This window comes from Parapusillimonas granuli, assembly GCF_013416525.1.
GTDB lineage: Bacteria > Pseudomonadota > Gammaproteobacteria > Burkholderiales > Burkholderiaceae_B > Parapusillimonas > Parapusillimonas granuli.
Window position 1 is genome coordinate 124,315 of record NZ_JACCEM010000011.1, and the last position, 20,178, is coordinate 144,492.

At 65.2% G+C, this 20,178-nt stretch carries 20 protein-coding genes; 12 read left to right on the forward strand and 8 right to left on the reverse strand.

Going from position 1 to position 20,178, the window contains the following annotated elements; translation table 11 throughout:
• The first annotated feature begins 41 nt into the window (after positions 1-41).
• The 10 genes from pgaA to H0A72_RS19115 all read left to right on the forward strand — a co-directional run bounded on the left by pgaA (position 42) and on the right by H0A72_RS19115 (position 10,771).
• Positions 42-2,585 carry a poly-beta-1,6 N-acetyl-D-glucosamine export porin PgaA gene (gene pgaA / locus H0A72_RS19070; RefSeq protein ID WP_246436821.1) on the forward strand — a complete coding sequence of 848 codons (2,544 nt, stop codon included), beginning with the start codon at positions 42-44 and terminating at the stop codon, positions 2,583-2,585.
• Positions 2,586-2,611: 26 nt separating this feature from the next.
• Positions 2,612-4,639, forward strand: coding sequence for a poly-beta-1,6-N-acetyl-D-glucosamine N-deacetylase PgaB (gene pgaB / locus H0A72_RS19075; protein WP_180158089.1), 2,028 nt, complete (start codon positions 2,612-2,614; stop codon positions 4,637-4,639).
• Entirely contained in the window at positions 4,639-5,967 is a 1,329-nt protein-coding gene (gene pgaC, locus H0A72_RS19080; protein WP_180158090.1) for a poly-beta-1,6-N-acetyl-D-glucosamine synthase, read from the forward strand. Before pgaB ends, pgaC begins: the two co-directional genes overlap by 1 nt.
• Positions 5,964-6,455, forward strand: coding sequence for a poly-beta-1,6-N-acetyl-D-glucosamine biosynthesis protein PgaD (pgaD, locus tag H0A72_RS19085; protein ID WP_180158091.1), 492 nt, complete (start codon positions 5,964-5,966; stop codon positions 6,453-6,455). The genes pgaC and pgaD overlap by 4 nt, the downstream gene beginning before the upstream one ends.
• Before the next feature lie 211 nt (positions 6,456-6,666).
• Positions 6,667-7,143, forward strand: a complete 477-nt coding sequence (locus H0A72_RS19090; RefSeq protein WP_180158092.1) for a curli production assembly/transport protein CsgE — start codon at positions 6,667-6,669, stop codon at positions 7,141-7,143.
• Positions 7,144-7,605, forward strand: a complete 462-nt coding sequence (locus H0A72_RS19095; RefSeq protein WP_246436822.1) for a curli assembly protein CsgF — start codon at positions 7,144-7,146, stop codon at positions 7,603-7,605.
• Positions 7,602-8,543: a CsgG/HfaB family protein gene (locus H0A72_RS19100; protein WP_180158093.1), complete on the forward strand. Its 942-nt coding sequence runs from the start codon at positions 7,602-7,604 to the stop codon at positions 8,541-8,543. Before H0A72_RS19095 ends, H0A72_RS19100 begins: the two co-directional genes overlap by 4 nt.
• Before the next feature lie 79 nt (positions 8,544-8,622).
• Entirely contained in the window at positions 8,623-9,348 is a 726-nt protein-coding gene (locus H0A72_RS19105) for a hypothetical protein (protein WP_180158094.1), read from the forward strand.
• An 87-nt stretch (positions 9,349-9,435) separates the two neighbouring features.
• Complete coding sequence (gene csgH / locus H0A72_RS19110) at positions 9,436-9,762, forward strand: curli-like amyloid fiber formation chaperone CsgH (protein ID WP_180158095.1); 327 nt, start codon at positions 9,436-9,438, stop codon at positions 9,760-9,762.
• A gap of 274 nt (positions 9,763-10,036) precedes the next feature.
• A complete protein-coding gene (locus H0A72_RS19115) occupies positions 10,037-10,771 on the forward strand; it encodes a response regulator transcription factor (RefSeq protein WP_180158096.1) in 735 nt (244 codons plus the stop codon).
• Positions 10,772-10,798: 27 nt separating this feature from the next.
• Here the strand turns inward: H0A72_RS19115 and sufT are convergent, their stop codons facing one another.
• From sufT to H0A72_RS19155, 8 genes are all read right to left on the reverse strand, one after another.
• Positions 10,799-11,356: a putative Fe-S cluster assembly protein SufT gene (sufT, locus tag H0A72_RS19120; protein WP_180158097.1), complete on the reverse strand. Its 558-nt coding sequence runs from the start codon at positions 11,354-11,356 to the stop codon at positions 10,799-10,801.
• Positions 11,357-11,366: 10 nt separating this feature from the next.
• On the reverse strand, positions 11,367-11,822 hold the full coding sequence (sufU, locus tag H0A72_RS19125) for a Fe-S cluster assembly sulfur transfer protein SufU (RefSeq protein ID WP_180158098.1): 456 nt from the start codon (positions 11,820-11,822) through the stop codon (positions 11,367-11,369).
• A gap of 1 nt (position 11,823) precedes the next feature.
• Positions 11,824-13,074 (reverse strand): cysteine desulfurase, encoded by a 1,251-nt coding sequence (locus tag H0A72_RS19130; protein WP_180158099.1) that lies wholly within the window; start codon positions 13,072-13,074, stop codon positions 11,824-11,826.
• Complete coding sequence (gene sufD / locus H0A72_RS19135; protein WP_180158100.1) at positions 13,071-14,378, reverse strand: Fe-S cluster assembly protein SufD; 1,308 nt, start codon at positions 14,376-14,378, stop codon at positions 13,071-13,073. Before sufD ends, H0A72_RS19130 begins: the two co-directional genes overlap by 4 nt.
• On the reverse strand, positions 14,375-15,142 hold the full coding sequence (gene sufC, locus H0A72_RS19140; RefSeq protein ID WP_180158101.1) for a Fe-S cluster assembly ATPase SufC: 768 nt from the start codon (positions 15,140-15,142) through the stop codon (positions 14,375-14,377). Before sufC ends, sufD begins: the two co-directional genes overlap by 4 nt.
• Before the next feature lie 12 nt (positions 15,143-15,154).
• Positions 15,155-16,618 (reverse strand): Fe-S cluster assembly protein SufB, encoded by a 1,464-nt coding sequence (sufB, locus tag H0A72_RS19145; protein ID WP_180158102.1) that lies wholly within the window; start codon positions 16,616-16,618, stop codon positions 15,155-15,157.
• Positions 16,615-17,118 carry an SUF system Fe-S cluster assembly regulator gene (locus H0A72_RS19150; RefSeq protein ID WP_180158103.1) on the reverse strand — a complete coding sequence of 168 codons (504 nt, stop codon included), beginning with the start codon at positions 17,116-17,118 and terminating at the stop codon, positions 16,615-16,617. Before H0A72_RS19150 ends, sufB begins: the two co-directional genes overlap by 4 nt.
• Before the next feature lie 148 nt (positions 17,119-17,266).
• Positions 17,267-19,048 (reverse strand): ABCB family ABC transporter ATP-binding protein/permease, encoded by a 1,782-nt coding sequence (locus tag H0A72_RS19155; RefSeq protein ID WP_180158104.1) that lies wholly within the window; start codon positions 19,046-19,048, stop codon positions 17,267-17,269.
• Between the two features lie 154 nt (positions 19,049-19,202).
• On the opposite strand from H0A72_RS19155, the gene H0A72_RS19160 reads away from it, so the two are divergent.
• Positions 19,203-19,730, forward strand: a complete 528-nt coding sequence (locus tag H0A72_RS19160; RefSeq protein ID WP_180158105.1) for a sigma-70 family RNA polymerase sigma factor — start codon at positions 19,203-19,205, stop codon at positions 19,728-19,730.
• On the forward strand, positions 19,727-20,119 hold the full coding sequence (locus H0A72_RS19165) for a hypothetical protein (RefSeq protein WP_180158106.1): 393 nt from the start codon (positions 19,727-19,729) through the stop codon (positions 20,117-20,119). The genes H0A72_RS19160 and H0A72_RS19165 overlap by 4 nt, the downstream gene beginning before the upstream one ends.
• Positions 20,120-20,178 lie beyond the last annotated feature (59 nt).

Genomic DNA, 20,178 nt, shown 5'->3' on the forward strand with positions numbered 1-20,178 from the left:
GTAAGCCGTCTGCCTCATTCTGGCCGAGTCGCTTCGTCTCTATGATCCATAGCATCAAGGAAGAGGAGCCCGACAACCATGCCCTCCGTGCCGACACCCAGCCCCGCCCGCCCACGCCCGGGGACAAGAGCATGAAGAAGCGCCTGAGCATATTATGCGTGGCCGCCGCCCAGTCATGGGCCTTCATTGCCTGCGCCGCCGTACCCCGGCAAGAGTACGATGCGCTCATCCTGCAGGCGCGCGCCGGCGACTACGAGCCCGCCCTGGCCATGCTGCGCCGGCATGCGCTGGAGCATCCGCAGGATTTGCGCGCGACCTATGACCGGATCCTGATTTCCTCCTGGGCCGGCCACGGCGCCGAAACCATCGCCGCCTACGAAGGGTTGCAGCCCGCCCCCAACCGGCCGCCGGCCGACGTCCTGGAAGCCACGGCGCGGGCATACCGCGACGCCCGCCAATGGGACAAGGCCCGCCATCTGTTCAGCGAGGGGCGGCGCCTTTTTCCCGACCGGCCCGGCTTCGCCGTCGGGGAAATCATGGTGCTGACCGACGCGGGCAGGCAGGCCGAAGCCCTGGCCCTGGCGTCGGACGCCACCGCCAAATGGCCCGAGGACGCCGACCTGCAGCTGGCGCTCGCCTATGCGCACCGCAGCCGCCGCGCGAACGGAGAAGTCCTGCTGCGGACCTCGCGCGCGCAAACCCTTGCGCCGGGCAAGCCCTATGTGAACCGCGAATACATACTGGCCCTGCAGCAATCCGGGCTGTCCGAGCCAGCCTTGCGCCTGGCCGAGCAGCATCCCGGCCTGCTCAGCGACGCGGAGCTGCGTCATCTGCAGGCCGACCACGCCGCCGAGCTGACCCGCATCGCCGCCATGCCGGCCCGCAACGAGAGCGAGCGCTTCGACGTCGCCGACCGGGTCCTGGGCATCTACGACCGCCTCATCCCTCAATGGGAGGCGCTGGGCGAGGAAGCGCGCCAGGACACCCTGAGATTGCGTTTCGACCGCCTGCACGCCCTGCACGCCCGGGCGCGCATGAGCGACATCGTCCAGGAATACGAGCGCCTGCGGGCGCAGGGCGTGGCCGTTCCCCGCTACGCGCTGAACGTCGTCGCCGCCGCCTACCTGCACCTGCGCCGGCCGGAGCAGGCGCGCGACCTCTACCACCGCCTGGTCTTCGACGAACCCGACGACGGCGAGGAGCCGGGCGTCCACCTCGCCAACCAGACCGGGCTGTTCTACGCCCTGCAGGAAAGCCAGCAATACGAAGAAGCCGACAAAATCCTGGAACAGCTGCGCGCCAGCCAGCCCCAATGGCGGCGGGTCAAGGGGCAGCCCGAACCCCTGCCCAACGAATACAACCTGTATGCCCAGCACACCGTGGCCTTGGGCAAGCTGTACGCCAACGACACCGTGGCGGCCGAGCGCGCGCTCGCCCATATGGTGGAACAGGCGCCCAACAACAGCAGCCTGCGCAGTTCGCTGGCCAGCGCCTACCGGGCGCGGGAATGGCCCAGGCGGTCCGAGGTCGAACTGAAGATGGCGGAAACGCTGACGCCGCGCAATCTCGACGTGGAGATCGGCCAAGTGGAAACCGCCATGGCATTGCAGGAATGGCGCCAGGCGGAACTGCTGCTGCAGGACATCAGCGCACGCTACCCGGAGAACCTCAGGGTGCGGCGGCTCATGCAGGACTGGGAAACGCACAACAAGGCGGAGCTGCGCGTATCGGGATACCGCGACCTGGATTCCGGCGGACCCGCCACCGGCAACGGCGGGTTCGGCATGGAGACCGTGCTGTATTCGGCGCCGCTGCGGCATGACTGGCGCGTCTTCGGCGGCGCGGGCTATGCCGCCGGCGAATACGACGAAGGCGAGGCCCGCTACCGCTGGCTGCGCACGGGGGTGGAGTGGCGCGGCCGGGACCTCACCGCGGAAGCCGAGGTGTCCGCCCACAGCTACGGCCAGGGCGTCAAGCCCGGCTTCCGGGTGTCGGCGTCGCTGGACCTGAACGACCAATGGCAGATCGGCGCCATGGGGGAACTGCGGTCCAGGCAGACGCCCCTGCGCGCGCTGCTGAACGACGTGTCGTCCAACAGCGCCGGCGTCTGGCTGCGCTGGCGCGCCAACGAGCGCCGCGAATGGCGGCTGGCCTTGACGCCGTCGCGCTTCAGCGACGGCAACCGGCGGATCTCGGCGCTGCTGAGCGGCCGCGAAAGGCTGTATACCGCGCCGCGCGCGCGCCTGGACCTGGAGCTGGAGGCCTATGCCTCGCACAACTCCAACGAGGAAGCCATGTACTTCAACCCCCGGTCCGACTTCATGCTGCTGCCCACGCTGAGCCTGACGCACACCCTGTATCGCCATTACGAAACCGCCCTGGAACAGAAGTTCACCCTGGGCGCGGGCGTCTATGCGCAGAAGGGATACGGCCCGGGCGCCGTGGGCGCGCTGGGCTACGGCATTCGCTACCGCCGAGGCAACACCTTCGACGTCGGGGTGAGCATCTCGGGCGTCAGCCGGCCCTATGACGGACAGCGCGAGCGCGAACTGCGCGTCATGCTGGACATGAATCTGCGCTTCTAGCGCCCGCCAACGCCAAAGGACTGTTCATGCTCAATACCACTTTGCCGCGCATCCTGCTGTCGGGCCTGCTGTGCATGTCCGGCGCGCTCACCGGCTGCGCCCGGGACATTCCGGTATTCGTGCCGCCCGACCAGCGTCCCATGGAAAACAACCAGCGGCCCTGGCCGAAGAACCAATTCCTGGCCCTGGCCTACCACGACGTGGAAGACACGGATCCCGATCAGGCTTATGTCAGCGTGCGCACCGAGCATCTGAAGGAACAGCTGGCGTGGCTGCACGCCAACGGCTTCCAGGCGGTGTCGGTGGATCAGATCCTGAACGCGCGCCAAGGCGGCGAGCCGCTGCCCGAGAAAGCCGTGCTCTTGAGCTTCGACGACGGCTATCAAAGCTTCTACACCCACGTCTTCCCCATGCTCAAAGCCTACGGCTGGCCCTCGGTCCTGGCGCCGGTCGGCATCTGGCTGGACACCCCCGCCAAGCAGAAAGTCGATTTCGGCGGCAAGCCCACCGACAGGGAGCGCTTCCTGTATTGGCGCCAGGTGAGCGAGGTGGCGCGCAGCGGGCTGGTGGAAATCGGCGCGCACACCGACAACCTGCACTATGGCGCGGTCGCCAATCCGCAGGGCAACCAGCAGCCGGCCGCCGCGGCGCGGCTGTACGACCCGAAAACCGGCCGCTATGAGAGCGATGAAGCCTACCGGGCGCGCATCGAGCGGGACGTCGGGTCGATCACCCGCAAGATACGCCAGGCGAGCGGCAAGACGCCGCGCGTCTGGGTGTGGCCTTATGGCGCCGCCAGCGGCGGCGCGCTCGAGATCGTGGGCGACAACGGCTACGAGATGGCGCTGACGCTGCTGGACGGGGCCGGCACCGTGGACGGCCTGATGAACACGCCGCGGCTGTTGCTGGCCAACGACCCCTCCCTGCGCAATTTCGCCGGCGCCATTTCGAACATGCAGCGCGACCACGCCATGCGGGTCGCCCACGTGGACCTGGACTACGTCTACGATCCCGACCCGGCGCAGATGGACAAGAACCTGGGCCTGGTGATCCAGCGCATCGCCGACATGCAGATCACCACCGTCTTCCTGCAGGCCTTCGCCGACCCGGAAGGCGACGGCCTGGCCCGCTCCCTGTATTTCCCCAACCGCCACCTGCCGATGCGCGCCGACCTTTTCAACCGGGCGGCCTGGCAGCTCATCAACCGCGCCCATGTCGAGGTCTATGCCTGGATGCCGGTGCTCAGCTTCGACCTGGACCCCGCGCTGCCCCGGGTGGAACGCTGGGATCCCGAAACCGGCCGGAGCGCGCCGGCCAAGAACCAGTATCTGCGCCTTTCCCCTTTCGACGCCCAGGTGCGCCGGCAGATCACCGACATCTACGAGGATTTGTCGCGCCACGCCATTTTCAACGGCGTGCTGTTCCACGACGATGCGCTGCTGTCCGACTACGAGGACGCCGGCCCGGCCGCGCTGGCGGCATACCGCGCGCAAGGCCTGCCCGGCGCGATCCGGGAATTGCGCGCCGATCCCGAGACCATGCGGCGCTGGACGCGCTACAAGAGCCGCTACCTGGTCGATTTCACGCAGACGCTGGCCCGGCGCGTGCGGGAGATCCGCGGCCCCCAGATCGGCACGGCGCGCAACATCTACGCCCTGCCGATACTCGAACCCGAAAGCGAAGCCTGGTTCGCACAGAACCTGGACGACTTCCTGGGCGCCTACGACTGGACCGCTCCCATGGCCATGCCCTATATGGAGAACGTGCCGCACGACCAGGCCGACGCCTGGCTGGACCGGCTGGTCGACACGGTGGCCCGGCGCCCCGGCGCCCTGAACAAGACGGTGTTCGAGGTGCAGGCGCGCGACTGGCGGGCCGGCGCCGGCCACGGCGACCCGGACCACATCGACGCCCACACCATCGCGCACTGGATGAAGCGCCTGCAGCTGCGCGGCGCGCGCAACTTCGGTTACTACCCTGACGACTTCATTCAGGACGAGCCCCGTCTGGAGATCATCCGGCCGGCCATTTCACATGCCTGGTATCCCTACTGATGATAGACCGCCTGATTGCCTTCCTGGTTTTGTGCATCGTGCTGGGCGCGCCCTTCGGCGTCGTCCTGGTCCTGACCAGCGATGCCCTGCTCAGCTTCGTCTTCTTCTACCCGCTGTTCATGTCGGGCATATGGATGGCCGGCGGGCTGTATTTCTGGCTGCGCTGGGAGCGCGACTGGAACTGGCGGCCCTACCGCCCGCCGATGCCCGCCGGAATGCCGCTGGTCAGCATACTGGTGCCCTGCCACAACGAGGAGCGCCACGGCGAGGAAACCCTGCTGGCCGCGCTGAACCAGGACTACCCGAACATCGAGGTCATCGCCATCAACGACGGATCCAGCGACGGAACGGCCGCGCTCTTCGACCGCCTGACGGCCGAGCACCCGCGGCTGCGCGTCCTGCACCTGGCCCAGAACCAGGGCAAGGCCATGGCGCTGCGCATGGGCGCGATGGCGGCCCGCAGCGAATACCTGGTGTGCATAGACGGCGATGCGATGCTGGACACCGATGCGGTGAACTACCTGGTGGCGCCGCTGGTCGAGCATCCGCACGTGGCGGCGGTGACCGGCAACCCCCGCATCCGCACGCGCTCCACCCTGATCGGCCGCATACAGGTGGGCGAGTTCTCGTCCATCATCGGCTTGATCAAGCGCAGCCAGCGCGTGTTCGGGCAGTTGTTCACGGTGTCGGGCGTCTGCACCGCCTTCCGGCGCAAGGCCCTGGACCAGGTGGGCTACTGGAGCCTGGACATGGTCACCGAAGACATCGACATCACCTGGAAGCTGCAGCGCGCCCGCTGGACCATCTTCTACGAACCGCGCGCGCTGTGCTGGATATTGATGCCCGAAACGCTGCACGGGCTCTGGAAGCAGCGCCTGCGCTGGGCCCAGGGGGGCGCCGAGGTCTTCCTGAAGAACATGTTCAGCATCTGGAAATGGGAATACCGCCGGATGTGGCCGCTGATGATCGAATTCTTCCTGTCCACCGGCTGGGCCTTCGCCGTGGCCTTGTCGATCGGGCTGTGGGTGCTGAGCCTGTTCATGGTGCTGCCGCCGGGCATGAACGTGTCGGTGCTGCTGCCGCCCGCCTTCACCGGCATGGTGCTGGCCATGGTCTGCCTGCTGCAGTTCCTGCTCAGCGTCTTGATAGACCGCCGCTACGAGCCCGCCATCACGCGCTCGCTGTACTGGATCATCTGGTACCCCTTCGTCTACTGGATCATCAACCTGCTCACCAGTCTTTTGAGCTTTCCCAAAGTCATGCTCCGCATACGGCGCCAGCGCGCGCGCTGGACCAGCCCGGACCGCGGAATCAAGGAGCTAACATGAACCTCATCATCACCACCAAACGCACATCCCTGGGCTGGACCGTCGACGCGGCCCTCACGGCCCTGGGCTGGATGGCATTTTTCTATCTTTTCACCCGCGGCGTGGTGTCCATCGTCCATGCCGGCGGCATCCAGCCCATGCCTTCCCTGCTGGATCCGGCGGTGACGCCGCTCGTTCCCACGCTGCAGACGCTCGCCCTGTACCTGCTGGTCGCATGCTTCAACGCGCTTGTGGTGGTCGCCTGGGGGCGCTACCACAAAAGGCTGTTCCGCAGGCTCAAGCTCATCCGTTCGGCCGACGCCGTGGACGAAGAGGAACTGGCGTCGCACTTCCATCTGTCCTGCAATCAGCTGCACGAAATACAGGGCAGCCGGGTGACGGTCATCTACCACTCCAACGACGGCGCCATCGCGCAGCTGGAGACGGACCAGCTGCGCATGCAGCCGGCCGGCAATAGCCCGGTGTTCCATACCGTCAAGGTCGCCTGAGCACCGGCCGACCGGCCACTCGGCCTACGCTCCGAGGCGCGACGCCGCCCGCATTGCGTACACCAAATGGCCGGGTGCGGCCTACGGCATATACCTCATGTATTCCCCCATCCACGTCTCTACCATGTAGTCATCGGTACCGTTTCGAGACGTTAGAAAAAGCAGCCAAAACTCTTCGAAACGCCGGAAGCGTAGTCAATGAGGAGATCCCATGCGCACGTATGAAGCCTTGCCGATGTTCCTGGCCCTGGCGGCGTCCTGCGCCCTGGCGGCGCCCACTCCGCCGCTGGAGCAGGACCCGCTGCCCAAGACCAGCCTGGACAAGGCCAATGGCGGCAATGGGATCAAGCGCGTTTTTGAAGATCCGCTGCGGGGCGTGATCATCAATCGCACCGTGACGGTGCAAGGTAGGGAGTTCTACCAGTATTTCGCCGGCCTTTGGGCCGAGAAGGATCCGAAAGGCCAGTTCACGCTGACCATATACGAACGGCCGTCGGCCCGCTTCGGCAGCGAAATCTGGGTGCAGTTCCGCCAAAAGCAGATGTTCCGCACCTTTCTCCCCCCCGCCCGCTCCAGAACCAAAAAAATCAGCGCCCTCGCCGTCGACCTGGTCTTCCGGAACATCGCCGACAGTGAAGTCGAACGCATCATGACCAGAACCCCTGATCTGGGCCCCGAGGAGATGTAAATGAAACAAGCTCTCATGCACACCAAAAAGCACATCGGCCTGCGCCGCGCGCTGATGACGGCGGCGCTGGCGCTGGCCGGCAGCCAGGCCTGCGCGACACCGCTGGTCTACTATCCGCTCAATCCTTCGTTCGGGGGCAACCCGCTGAACGGCCCCGTGCTGCTGAACTCGGCGCTCGCGACCAACAAGCACACCAACCCCGACCTGGACGAAGCCCGCGACGCGCTCGAGAACAAGACGCCGCTCGAAGTCTTCAACGAAACGCTGGAGCGTTCCATCATCAGCCGGCTGGCCACCGCCGCGAGCTCCAAGATCATCGGCCCCGACGGCCAGTTCGTGCCCGGCACGCTGGAAACCGACAACTTCACCATCACCGTCGCGGACTTGGGCAACGGCTTTCTTTCCATCACCACCACCGACAAGATGACCGGTGGGCTGACGACCTTCCAGGTGGGCAAATGAACCGCGCGCCCGCCCGTCCCGCAGCCCACGGCGCACGGCCCGCCTTCCGGCTGGGCGCCGCCGCGACCCTGTCCGTCCTGCTCGCGGCCTGCGCCGCGCCCCACAAGCCGGTGGAGGTCGCCACGCCGGCACACCTGACGCCGGCCACGCCCTCGACGCGGGATCTGCTTAAGCTGCCTCCGCCCAAGGGCAAGGTGATCGTCGCCGTGTACGGCTTCCGGGACCAGACCGGGCAGTACAAGCCCTCGCCCGACAGCTCCTTTTCCACCTCGGTCACGCAGGGCGCGGCCTCGATGCTGGTGAAGGCGCTCAAGGACTCGGGCTGGTTCACGCCGGTCGAGCGCGAAAGCCTGCAGGAGCTGCTGACGGAGCGGCGCATCGTGCGCGCGCTGGACGGCTCCCAGGGCGACAACGCCCCGCCCATACACATTCCCGCCCTGATGCCGGCGTCCGTGCTGATCGACGGCGGCATCGTCGCCTACGACAGCAACGTCAGGACGGGCGGCATAGGCGCGCGTTTCCTCGGGGTCGGCCTGTCCACGCAATACCGCATGGACCAGATCACCGTCAACCTGCGCAGCGTGGACATACGGACGGGCCGCGTGCTGCAGACGGTGTCGACCACCAAGACGATTTTTTCCTACGAGCTGCGCCCCAGCGTCTACAAGTTCGTGAATTTCAAGGACTTGCTGGAAATCGAGGCCGGCGTCACCGACAACGAGCCCACCCAGTTGTGCGTGAAGGAAGCCATCGAGGCGGCGGTCGTCCACCTGGCGGTGCAGGGCCTGAAGGACGGAAGCTGGCGGCTCAAGAACGAAAGCGACTGGAACAACAAGATCGTGCAGGACTACCTGCGCGAAGGCAGCACCTATGCCGTGACCACGCTCGACCCGTCGACCGTCCAGGAGCCGGACACGCCGTCCACGTCCACGCAATGAGTCCGAAAGGGAGTTGTCCGGTCCTGGAGACCGCCGGACAAACTAGCAGTTCCAGGTCTTTATTTAGAGGAGAATCACCATGAGCATCAAATTATCAGCGATAGCACTGGGCATCACCTTGACGTACGGCGCGACGGCCGCCCTGGCGGCCGATACGGCCACCGTGTACCAACAGGGCAACGACAACTCGGCAACCATCGAACAGTTCGACAACAACGACGCCACCGCCACGATCTCGTCGTTCGGCAACGGCAACGACAGCACCGTCGAACAATTCGACAGCACGTCCGTATGGGGCACCATCCTGGCCACCGGCAGCTACAACGACGGCGTGATCAGCCAGGACCGCGTGCGGGATTCGATCGGGACCATCAACCAGTATGCCGACGGCGGCGATGCCACGATCACCCAGGGCGGCTCGTATGGCGGCGGGTGGTACAGCCATGGCTGGGGCAGCAGCGGCGAAAACCTCTATGCGACCATCAACCAGTTCAGCGGATGGGGCAACGTGGCCACGGTCGACCAGACCGGCAAGAAGGCCACCGCCACGGTCAACCAGTCGGGCTATGACAACCTTGCCGACGTGAATCAGCGCGGGATGGGCCCGGCCTACATCACCGCCACGCTGAGCCAGAGCGGCACCGGCAACGACGGCTTCATCGACCAGAAGGGGTCCAGCCTTCTGGCCACCGTGTCGCAGACGGGTAACTACAACGAAGCCATCGTGATGCAGGCGGGCAACAACAAGGTCGCAACCGTGACGCAGATCGGCAATAACAACTATAGCTACGTCAATCAGCGCTAACTGTATAGCGTAGCACTCGTTCACGGCGCCGTCCATTCCGGCCCGTGAACGGGCCTACCCCCTTTTCGACGCATGCAAGGAGCATCCATGATCACAGCAGACAGCGACATACAGGCCTGGCTGGAAGCCGCTTCCAGAGCCCAGCCCAGCCTCATCGTGCCCTATGTGAGGTCCGGCCATCAGGCGACGCTGCGATATAGGGTCGAAGCAAGCAAAGAAGGGCGCAGCGGAAAGTCTGTGCTCAAGCAAGGAGGAAGTGTAACTATTTATCCCGGGCAGGCGGTCAATTTGGGAACGATGAGCCTGACAAGAGAAGCAGGCGACGTTTGCAGCGTGGTTTTGTCGCTCTACGAAAAGGAAAAAATCGTGGGGAACTACCGCTTCGACTGCCCGCAGATCAGCCGCGGGGATTGATATATAAATATTCTCATAAAACATAAGTTATTTAACGAAGGAACACATTTTCTTACTCAAGAACCCCCTTGGCTGCTTCCATACTAGGTAAGAAACAATTCCTTTCACAATTTGTTTCGCATTGCGATGTACTGTCGGTAGGCTGAATATCCTGCTATCGCGCTGACCTTGTTCCGCCCCGTCAGAGAGCGGACAATGCCATACAGCTTCACGAGACGTTCAGCCTGAACTCGGTATCGCTCATAAGTGAACGTCGAACAGGGAAGAACAAAGCATGACCACAATAATTGTCATCGAGCCGCATCCGCTGCTGCGCCTGGGCATTCTGCAACTACTTTCCGATGGATCCTGCTCCTGCACGCTGGAAGGAGCGGACTACTCACTTTTGGCACGGGAAACCAGCGTACAGCGCAATTGCGACCTCATCCTTTTGTCCATCTCGTCGTTCGAGGACCTGCATGACCTCGCCCACGCGGCCGACAGGATATGCTCGCCTAAAAGCATACTGCTGCTGTCGGACAGCAGCAATATGCCCCACAGCGTACAGGGCCTGCCCGCATCGGTGGCCGGCTATGTGGCCAAGAACGCTCCGCCGGAAGTCCTGCAGGCGTCCGTGAAGCTGGTGCTGGCCGGCGGCAGCTGCTTCCCCATGCGGCCCACCGACACCGGCGCGCAGGCGAGCCTGCCCCTGATCAAGAATTTCGAACCCGTCAAATGGCCGCCCAAGAGCGAAAGGCACAACAAGGCGGCCAACGGCAACAATCCGGAATGCGAGATGCTGGGCCTTACCCCGCGCCAGTACGAGGTGCTGGTGCTGCTGGCCCGCGGCTACCCCATGAAGACCGTGGGGCGGTACTTGAATATTTCGGTGGCCACCGCCAAGGCGCACACCGAAACGCTCTATCAGCGGCTGGACGTGCACAACCGCAACGCGGCCGTGTACGCGGCCGTTTCGCGGGGCGCCACCCTGGGCTGGCCTTCGATCCAGAACGCGCCGCACGATACGTGAACACGGCCCTGGAGCCAGGGGTGGAATCTACAGCAGACCCAGTTGCAGGCGTGCCGGTTCGCTGATCATTTCGCGGCTCCAGGGCGGATCCCACACCAGATCGACCTTGACTTCGTCCACGCCATGGATGGACTGCAGCTTGCCGCGCGCCTCGTCGGCGATCAGGGTGCCCATGCCGCAGCCCGGCGCCGTCAGCGTCATTTGGACTTCGATGCGGAAGCGGCCCTCTTCCGCGGCCGGCATGACCTTGCAGCTGTAGACCAGGCCCAGGTTGACGATGTCGATGGGGATCTCCGGGTCGTAGCAGGTGGCAAGCAGGCTCCAGGCGCAATCTTCGACGTACTGGGCCGTGACCGGGCCTTCCGGCGCATGGTTGACGTCTTCGGTGGGCTCGAAGCCCAGGGCGTCTCCGTCGGCGCCTTCCACCCGGTACAGATTGCCCTCGACCATGACGGTGTAGCTGCCGCCCAGCTGCTGGGTGATGGTGGCCTCGCAGCCTTTCTCGATCGTCACCGGCGAGCCGTACGGAACCGACACCGCCGGGCAATCCCGGCTGACGATGACATCTTGACGCGTATAACTCATGATGAACCTCTTACTCGGTGCGCGCGGTGTCGCGGGCCCGAGTGATTGCATTGTGCAGCGTATGCCAGGCCAGCGTCGCGCACTTCACCCTGGCGGGGAATTCGCGCACGCCCGAAAGCACTTCGAGCTTGCCGAAATCCCGCGCCTCGGGCTGCGCCTCGGTCAGCATGGCGTGCATGTCGCGGAACAGGTCTTCGGCTTCCTGCACCGTCTTGCCCTTGACGGCTTCCGTCATGAGCGAGGCCGAGGCCGTGGAAATGGCGCAGCCGTGCCCCACGAAGCTGACCCGCTCGATGAGGCCGTCCTTGACGATGGCATAGACGGTGAGCTGGTCGCCGCACAAGGGGTTGTGGCCGTCGGCCGTATGGCTGGCGTCCGGCATGGCGTGGAAGTTGCGCGGATTGCGGTTGTGGTCGAAGATCACTTCCTGGTAAAGCTCGCGCAGATCGCTGTGCTGATCGCTCATCCTAGCTTCCTGTTCCAAACAATTTCTGTGCCTTGCGCAGCGCGCTGATCAGGGCCGCCACGTCGTCCGGCGTGTTGTACGCGGCGAACGACGCCCGCGCGGTGCCGGGTATGCCGAAGCGCGCCATGAGCGGCATGGCGCAATGGTGGCCGGCGCGTATGGCGACGCCTTCGGTGTCCAGTATGGTGCCCAGGTCGTGCGGGTGGATGCCGTCGACCACGAAAGACGCGATGCCGGCCTTTTGTCCGGCGGTGCCGATCAGGCGCACGCCCGGCAGGGCCAGCAACTGCTCGGTGGCGTGCTCGAGCAAGGCGTGTTCGTGGGCGGCGATGGCGTCCAGGCCCACGCCCCGCACATAGCGGATGGCGGCGTCCAGGCCGACCACGCCGGCGATGTTGGGGGTGCCGGCCTCGAAGCGCTGGGGCACGTCGGCATAGGTGCTGCGCTCGAAGCTGACCGTGTGGATCATGTCGCCGCCGCCCTGCCACGGAGGCATGTCCTTGAGGATGCCGTAGCGCGCGTACAGGGCGCCGATGCCGGTCGGGCCGTACAGCTTGTGGCCGGAGAACACGTAGAAATCGCAATCGAGCGCCTGCACGTCGACGACTTTGTGCGCCACCGCCTGGGCGCCGTCCACCAGCACCTTGGCGCCGGCTTCGTGGGCCAGGCGCGTCATTTCCTGGACGGGGTTGATGGTGCCCAGGGCATTGGACACATGCGCGATCCCGACCAGGCGCGTGCGCGGCCCCAGCAGGGCGCGGTAGTCTTCGAGACGGATTTCGCCGCTGTCGGTGACGGGCACCACCTTGATGGACGCGCCCACTTGTTCGCACAGCATTTGCCATGGAACGATGTTGGAGTGGTGCTCCATGCCGGTCAGCACGATTTCATCGCCCGGGCCGACGGCGCCCCGCCCCCAGCTGTGGGCGACGAGGTTGATGCCTTCGGTCGTGCCGCGCGTGAAGACGATCTCTTCGCTGCGCGCGGCATTCAGCAGGCGGCGCACGCTTTCGCGGCCCTGCTCGTACAGGTCGGTGGAATGCTGCGACAGCCAATGGACGCCGCGGTGGATGTTGGCGTTGGAGCGTTCGTAATAGCGGCTTTCGGCCTCGATGACCGCGGCGGGCTTCTGGGTGGTCGCGCCGTTGTCCAGATAGACCAGCCGGCGCCCCTTGACGGGATGCTGCAGGATGGGGAAGTCGTTTCGGAGGTCCAGCAGGACCGGAACGGAAGCCACGGCGGGCGCATTCATGAGAAGTCTCCCAGGGCGGCGCCGCCGGGCACCAGCGACTGGATCGCGGCGACCACCCGTTCGCGCAGGCATTCGGGTTCGATGCGATGCACGGCTTCGGCGGCGAAGGCGTAAGTCAGCACGTTGCGGGCGTGGGCTTCGTCCAGGCCGCGCGAACGCAGGTAGAACAGGCTGTCCGCGCTGATCTGCCCGACGGTAGCGCCATGCGCGCATTTCACGTCGTCGGCGTAGATTTCGAGTTCGGGACGGGCGTCCGCCTTGGCCATGCGCGAAAGCAGCAGGCTGTCGGAACGCTGGACCGCGTCGGTCTTGTCGGCGCCGGGAGCGACCAGGATGCGGCCCCCGAACACGCCGCGCGCATTGCCGTCGAGCACGCCGCGGAAAAACTCGCGGCTGACGCCGAAGGGGCGCGCGTGGTCGATGAGCGTATGGTGGTCGACATGGCGCCGGCCATCGACGTAATACAGGCCGTTGAGCAGCGTTTCGCAGTGGTCCCCGTTGAAGCGGGTGGCGATGTCATGGCGCGCCAGGCGGGCGCCGAAGGACATGGAGTGCGAGTTGTAGACCGACCCCTGCTCCTGTTCGGCGGCGATGACGCCCAGGTGGAAGGCTTGCGGGTCTTCCTGCTGCAGCTTCAGGTGCGTGATGTTGGCGTCGGCCGCCAGCTTCAGGCGGGTGACGGCGTTGGTCAGGCTTGCGCCGCTGCCCTGCCCCACGTAATGCTCGACGATGACCGCACGGGCGCCCGCTTCGGCCTGCACCAGGTTGCGCGGGAAGCTGGCCGCGCCCGGGCCGGCGGAAATGAACAGCAGGTGCACGGGCCGGTCGATCGAGACACCGCGCCCCAGCCGGATGTAGGCGCCGTCGGAGGCGAACGCGGTATTCAGCGCCTCGGTGGCCGAGCCGCTGCGCTCGTTTCCGAACAATTCCTCGACTTGCTCGGGCGCATCCGCCAATGCCTGGGACAGGCTGCGCAGTTCGGCGCCGGCGGGCAGCGCCTGGATGTCGGAAAGCTCGGGCGCGTAGCGGCCGTCGACGAACACCATGCAATGGCCGTCTTCGGGACGGCGCGCGCGCGCCACCGCTTCCTGGACCGGACCCGGGGCCGCCGCCGCGAACGATTGCTGTTCGAGCAGGGCCAGCGAGGTGTGGTGCCAGTCTTCCTGGCGCGCCGTGGGCCAGCCTTCCGCGGCGAAACGGTCCAGGGCCCGCTTGCGCACGGCGGCCAGCCAAGGCACGCCGGCGCCCGCCAGGCTGCGCTCGCGCGTGGCGAAATCGGCTACCCAGGTGTCTACGGAGCTCATGCCGCCGCCCCCTTCCGGGCCTCGGCTTCGCTGATCCAGCCGTAGCCGCGCTCTTCGAGTTCCAGCGCCAGTTCGCGCCCGCCCGTGCGCACGATGCGGCCGCCGGCCAGCACGTGCACGAAGTCGGGGACGATGTAGTCGAGCAGGCGCTGATAATGGGTGATGACGATCAGGGCGCGCTCGGGGGAACGCAGGCGGTTCACGCCGTCGGCCACCACCTTCAGCGCGTCGATGTCCAGGCCCGAATCGGTTTCGTCCAGGATGGCCAGCTTGGGCTCCAGCAACGTCATTTGCAGTACTTCATTGCGCTTCTTCTCGCCGCCGGAAAAGCCTTCATTGACGGAGCGGTACAGGAATTCTTCCTTCATGCCGACCGCCTTCATTTCCGCCTTGACGCGCTTGATGAAATCCATGGCGTCGAGTTCGGGCAGGCCCTGGTGGCGCCGGGCCGCATTGACCGCGGTGCGCAGGAAATAGGCGTTGGACACGCCCGGGATCTCGATGGGGTACTGGAAGGCCAGGAACAGGCCCGAGCGCGCGCGTTCTTCGATGGGCATGGACAGCAGGTCGCGCCCCATCCATTCCACCGAGCCGCTTTCGACGATATAGTCCTCGCGCCCCGCCAGCACCTGGGACAGCGTGCTCTTGCCCGAGCCGTTGGGACCCATGATGGCGTGCACTTCGCCGGCCTTCACTTCCAGGCTCAGGCCGCGCAGGATGGGCTTCTGTTCGACGCGGGCGTGCAAATCCTTGATACTCAGCATGACTACTTCTCCTTAACCTACGCTGCCTTCGAGACTTACGCCGAGCAGGTTCTGTGCTTCGACCGCAAATTCCATGGGCAATTCCTTGAAAACTTCCTTGCAGAACCCGTTCACGATCATCGACACCGCGTCTTCGGCCGACAGGCCGCGCTGCATGGCGTAGAAGAGCTGGTCTTCGCCGATGCGCGATGCGGTGGCTTCGTGTTCGACGCTGGCCGTCGGGTTCTGGACCTCCATCGTCGGGAAGGTGTGGGCCGCGCACTTGCTGCCGATCAGCAGCGAATCGCACTGCGTGTAGTTGCGCGCGTTCTCGGCCTTGGGCGTGATGCGCACCATCCCGCGATAGGTATTGCTGCCGCGGCCGGCCGAGATGCCCTTGGAGATGATGGTGCTGCGGGTGTTGCGGCCGATGTGTATCATTTTCGTGCCGGTGTCGGCCTGCTGCATGTGGTTGCTCAGCGCCACGGAATAGAACTCGCCGACGGAGTCGTCGCCGCGCAGGATGACGCTGGGGTATTTCCAGGTGATCGCCGAACCGGTCTCGACCTGGGTCCAGGAGATGCGCGAACGCGGGCCGCGGCAATCGCCGCGCTTGGTCACGAAGTTGTAGATGCCGCCCTTGCCGTCCTTGTCGCCCGGATACCAGTTTTGCACCGTGGAGTATTTGATCTTGGCGTCGTCCAGCGCGACCAGTTCCACCACGGCGGCGTGGAGCTGGTTTTCATCGCGCATGGGCGCCGTACAGCCTTCCAGATAGCTGACCGACGCGCCTTCTTCGGCAATGATGAGCGTCCGTTCGAACTGCCCGGTATTTTGCGCGTTGATGCGGAAATACGTGGACAGTTCCATGGGACATCGCACGCCTTTCGGAATGAAGACGAAGGAGCCGTCCGAGAACACCGCGGAATTCAAGGCCGCATAGAAGTTGTCGCCCGGGGGGACCACCGTGCCGAGATACTTGCGCACCAGATCGGGGTGTTCTTTGACCGCTTCCGAGAACGAACAGAAAATGACGCCGACTTCGGCCAGCTGCTTGCGGAAGGTGGTGGCGACGGAGACCGAATCAAAAACGGCGTCGACCGCGACGCCGGCGAGACGCGCGCGCTCGTGCAAGGGGACGCCCAGCTTTTCGTAGGTGCGCAAGAGTTCGGGATCGACTTCGTCCAGGCTCTTGGGGCCGTCGGCCTTGCTCTTGGGCGCGGAATAATAGCTGATGTCCTGGAAGTCCACCGGCGGGAAATGGACCTTGGCCCATTCCGGCGTGTCCATGGTCAGCCAGTGCCGGTAGGCGGCCAGCCGCCATTCGAGCATGAACTCGGGCTCGCCTTTCTTGGCCGACAGAAGACGGATGGTGTCTTCGGACAGCCCCTTGGGTATGGTGACCGATTCGATATCGGTGACGAACCCGGCCGAGTATTCGCGATCGAGGAAGGATTCGATCGGGTCGTTGCCTGCTGGTTCGGTCAAAGAATTCATTTACGATGACTCCATGTCGTGGGAGATACCGCGACGGCCCTGGCGCCCGCTCCGGGCGCGGGCCGCGCGGTCAATGGAAATTCCATGGGTGTTGCGGCGGGATGTATCATGTCGGCGACGCTGACGTTTTCCAGGGTGCGCCGGACGATGGCATTGATGCGTTGCCAATTCGTGCGAATGTGGCACCCCGATTCGACGCTACAGGCGCCCGGCAGGGCCGTGCATTCGGTCAGGCCGAAGGGCTGTTCTTCAAGAGCGTCTATAATGTCGGCGATGCTGATCGATTCGGCCGGCCGGCCCAGCACGTACCCGCCCCGCGCGCCGCGGCTGCTTTTGACGAGTTCGCGCTGGCCCAGCAGCTTCAGGATCTTGCTGACGGTGGGCTGGCCCAAGCCCAAGGTGGCCGCCAAGTCGGCCGCACTGAACATGCGGTCGGGGCAGCCTGCCATGTGGGTCAGCACCAATGTGCCGTAGTCGATGATTTTACTGATGCGCAGCACCCTGCTGCCTCCGTTTGAACTGTAAAAATATAGTACCACTTTAGTACTATATGAGTCAAGACGGCGACGGGCCTGTGGCTTTCTTGCGCATCAGCCCGCTTTCAACGCCGACGCCCCCCCGGGCGGGCCCCGCACGACGAACCACGGCTCATTGCTCATCGCCCGCCTGCTGCAGCGCCCACATCTGCGCATAGCGCCCTCCGCGCTGCATCAGCTCCCGATGCGACCCCGCCTCCAGCACCCTGCCGTGATCCAGCACGATGATCTCGTCCGCGTCCACGACCGTGGACAGCCGATGCGCGATGATCAGCGTCGTGCGGTCCTTGGCGATCTGGCCCAGCTCCTCCTGGATGGCCCGCTCCGTCCGCGTGTCCAGCGCGCTGGTGGCTTCGTCCAGAATCAGTATGGGCGGATTTTTCAGCAAAGTGCGGGCGATGGCGACGCGCTGCTTCTCGCCGCCCGAGAGCTTCAGGCCGCGCTCGCCCACCTGCGTCTGATAGCCGTCGGGCAGGCCCATGACGAAATCATGGATGCGCGCCGCCTTGGCTGCCTGGACGATCTCATCCTGCGACGCCGCCGGGTTTCCATAGGCGATGTTGTAGAGAATCGTATCGTTGAACAGCACCGTGTCCTGCGGCACGATGCCGATATGCTGGCGCAGGCTGGCCTGGGTCAAATCCCGGATGTCCGTGCCGTTGATCTTGACGGCGCCCCGGTCGACATCATAGAAGCGGAACATCAGGCGCGACAGCGTCGACTTGCCGGCGCCCGAGGCGCCCACCACCGCCAGCGTCCCGCCCGGGGGTATGCGGAAGCTGACATCGAACAGGATCTGCCGCCGCGGCTCGTAGCCGAAATCGACGTGCTCGAACTCCACGCCGGCCTGGCCGGCCTTCAGGCGGCGGGCGCCCGGGCGGTCGGCCACCTCCTGGCCCTGCTCCAGCAGGCCGAACATGCGCTCCATGTCGGCCAGCGCGTGCTTGATCTCGCGGTACACGAAGCCCAGAAAGTTCAGCGGCGCATAGAGCTGGGTCAGGTAGGCCGACACCAGCACCACGTCGCCCACCGACATGGTCTGACGCACCACGCCGCTGGCCGACAGCCACAACAGCAAGGTGATGCCCGTCGTGATGATGACGCCCTGCCCCATGTTCAGGAAGTTCAGGGAAACCTGGTTCTTGACCGCCGAATCCACCCATTTGCCCAGGTTCCGGTCGTAGCGGTCGACTTCCCAGCCCTCGTTGCCGAAATACTTCACGGTCTCGTAGTTGATCAGCGCGTCGATCGCCTTGGTGTTGGCCTTGCTGTCCAGATCGTTCATGCTGCGCCGGTACACCATGCGCCTTTCGGTCACCAGCAGGGTGAACGCCACATAACAGGCGATGGTGCCCAGGGTCACGGCGGCGAAGGCCAGGTCGTAGCGCCACAGCAGGATGGCCGCCACCATGCCGATCTCGAGCAGGGTCGGCAGAATGTTGAAGACCATGAAATTGAGCAGGAAGCCGATGCCCTTGGTGCCGCGCTCGATGTCGCGGCTCAGCCCTCCGGTCTGGCGCTGCATGTGGAAGCGCAGCGACAGCGAAAACAGATGCTGGAAAAGCTGGCCGGCGATGCGCCGGATCGACCCTTGCGTGACCCGCGCGAACAGCGCGTCGCGCAATTCACCGAACACGCTGGTCGCCAGGCGCGCAAAACCGTAGCCCGCCAGCGCCGCGACCGGCAGCGCGAGCGCGGTGGGAGGCACGCTCAAGGCATCGACCAACTGCTTCAGGTACAGCGGCAGTATGACGCTGGCCACCTTGGCTGCCACCAGACAGGCCAGCGCCGCGACCACCCTCCATTTGAACTGCCATACGAAAGGCAGCAGGGACTTGATGGTCTTCAGATCGTTGCGATTGGACGGCGCGGGGCCACGGTGGTTGAGTCGCATGCGGAAAAAGAGGGAAAGAAGGATGCCGGGGCGCGGCTGCGCCCCACATTGTACGTTGCGCGAACGCGCGGCCCGGCCGCCGCGCAAAGACAGCTCCAAGCAAGGAAACAGCTAATACAATACGTCTTTCACCCGGTTGTGGTCTGGAGCACGCATGGCAGTATCCGACTTCGATTACGCGGCAGCGCTTCAGGCCTGCGCGCGCAACGATCAAAGCGCATTTCGCAATCTGTACCAACACGAAGCGCCCCGCATTCTCGCGCTCGCTCTCAGAATGCTGGGCGAACGCAGCAGCGCCGAGGACCTTCTGCGCGACGTCTTCATCCTGATCTGGAAAAACGCCGCCGGCTACGACCCGGCCACCGGCCCGGCTCGCGCCTGGATATACAGCATCGTCCGCTATCGCGCCCTGGGCAGGCTGCGCCAGCCCGGCCAGGTGCGCGCCGCCGCGTCGGGCTGGATGGACCAGCTGCCGGACGGCGATCGCCTCGGCGCATCGGCCGACGGCTTCCTGCGCGCGCTGGCCGGGCTGGACGCCACGCAGCGGCGCGCCCTGATGCTCGCCTATTACCATGGATGCACCTACGACCAAATGGAAGCACGCTTGAACGCGCCGGCCGACGACATCAGGCAGGCGCTGCGGGCGGGCCTGGATACGCTGCGGGAGCGCCAGTACGCATGAGCCACACCACCACCCCGAACGACGCCCTGCTCGCGGAATACACGCTGGGCTTGCTGAACGCACGCGAAACCCAGCAGGCCCACGCCCTGCTCGCCCAGGACGACGACGCGGTCGCGACCGCGCTCGATTGGGAAGAGCGCTTCCTGGCGCTCACCGACCTGCTGGCGCCGGTGGACCCTTCGCCGCTGGTCCTGCAGCGCATACAGACCACGCTCGGGCACGACACCACGCCGCCGCCGTCCGCCTTGTACCGCAAGGTGGCCGGCACGCCGGGGCGGCCCGAATCCGCCGCGCAAGCGCCCGGCTCCAACCGGCCGCCCGAGCCGACCACCGCCGCTTCCTGGACCGCGGGGTGGCCCGTCAGCACCGCTTCGATTTCCTGGGGATAGATATTCACCCCTCCCCGGATGATCATGTCTTTGGCGCGCCCCTTGAGGAAGAGATACCC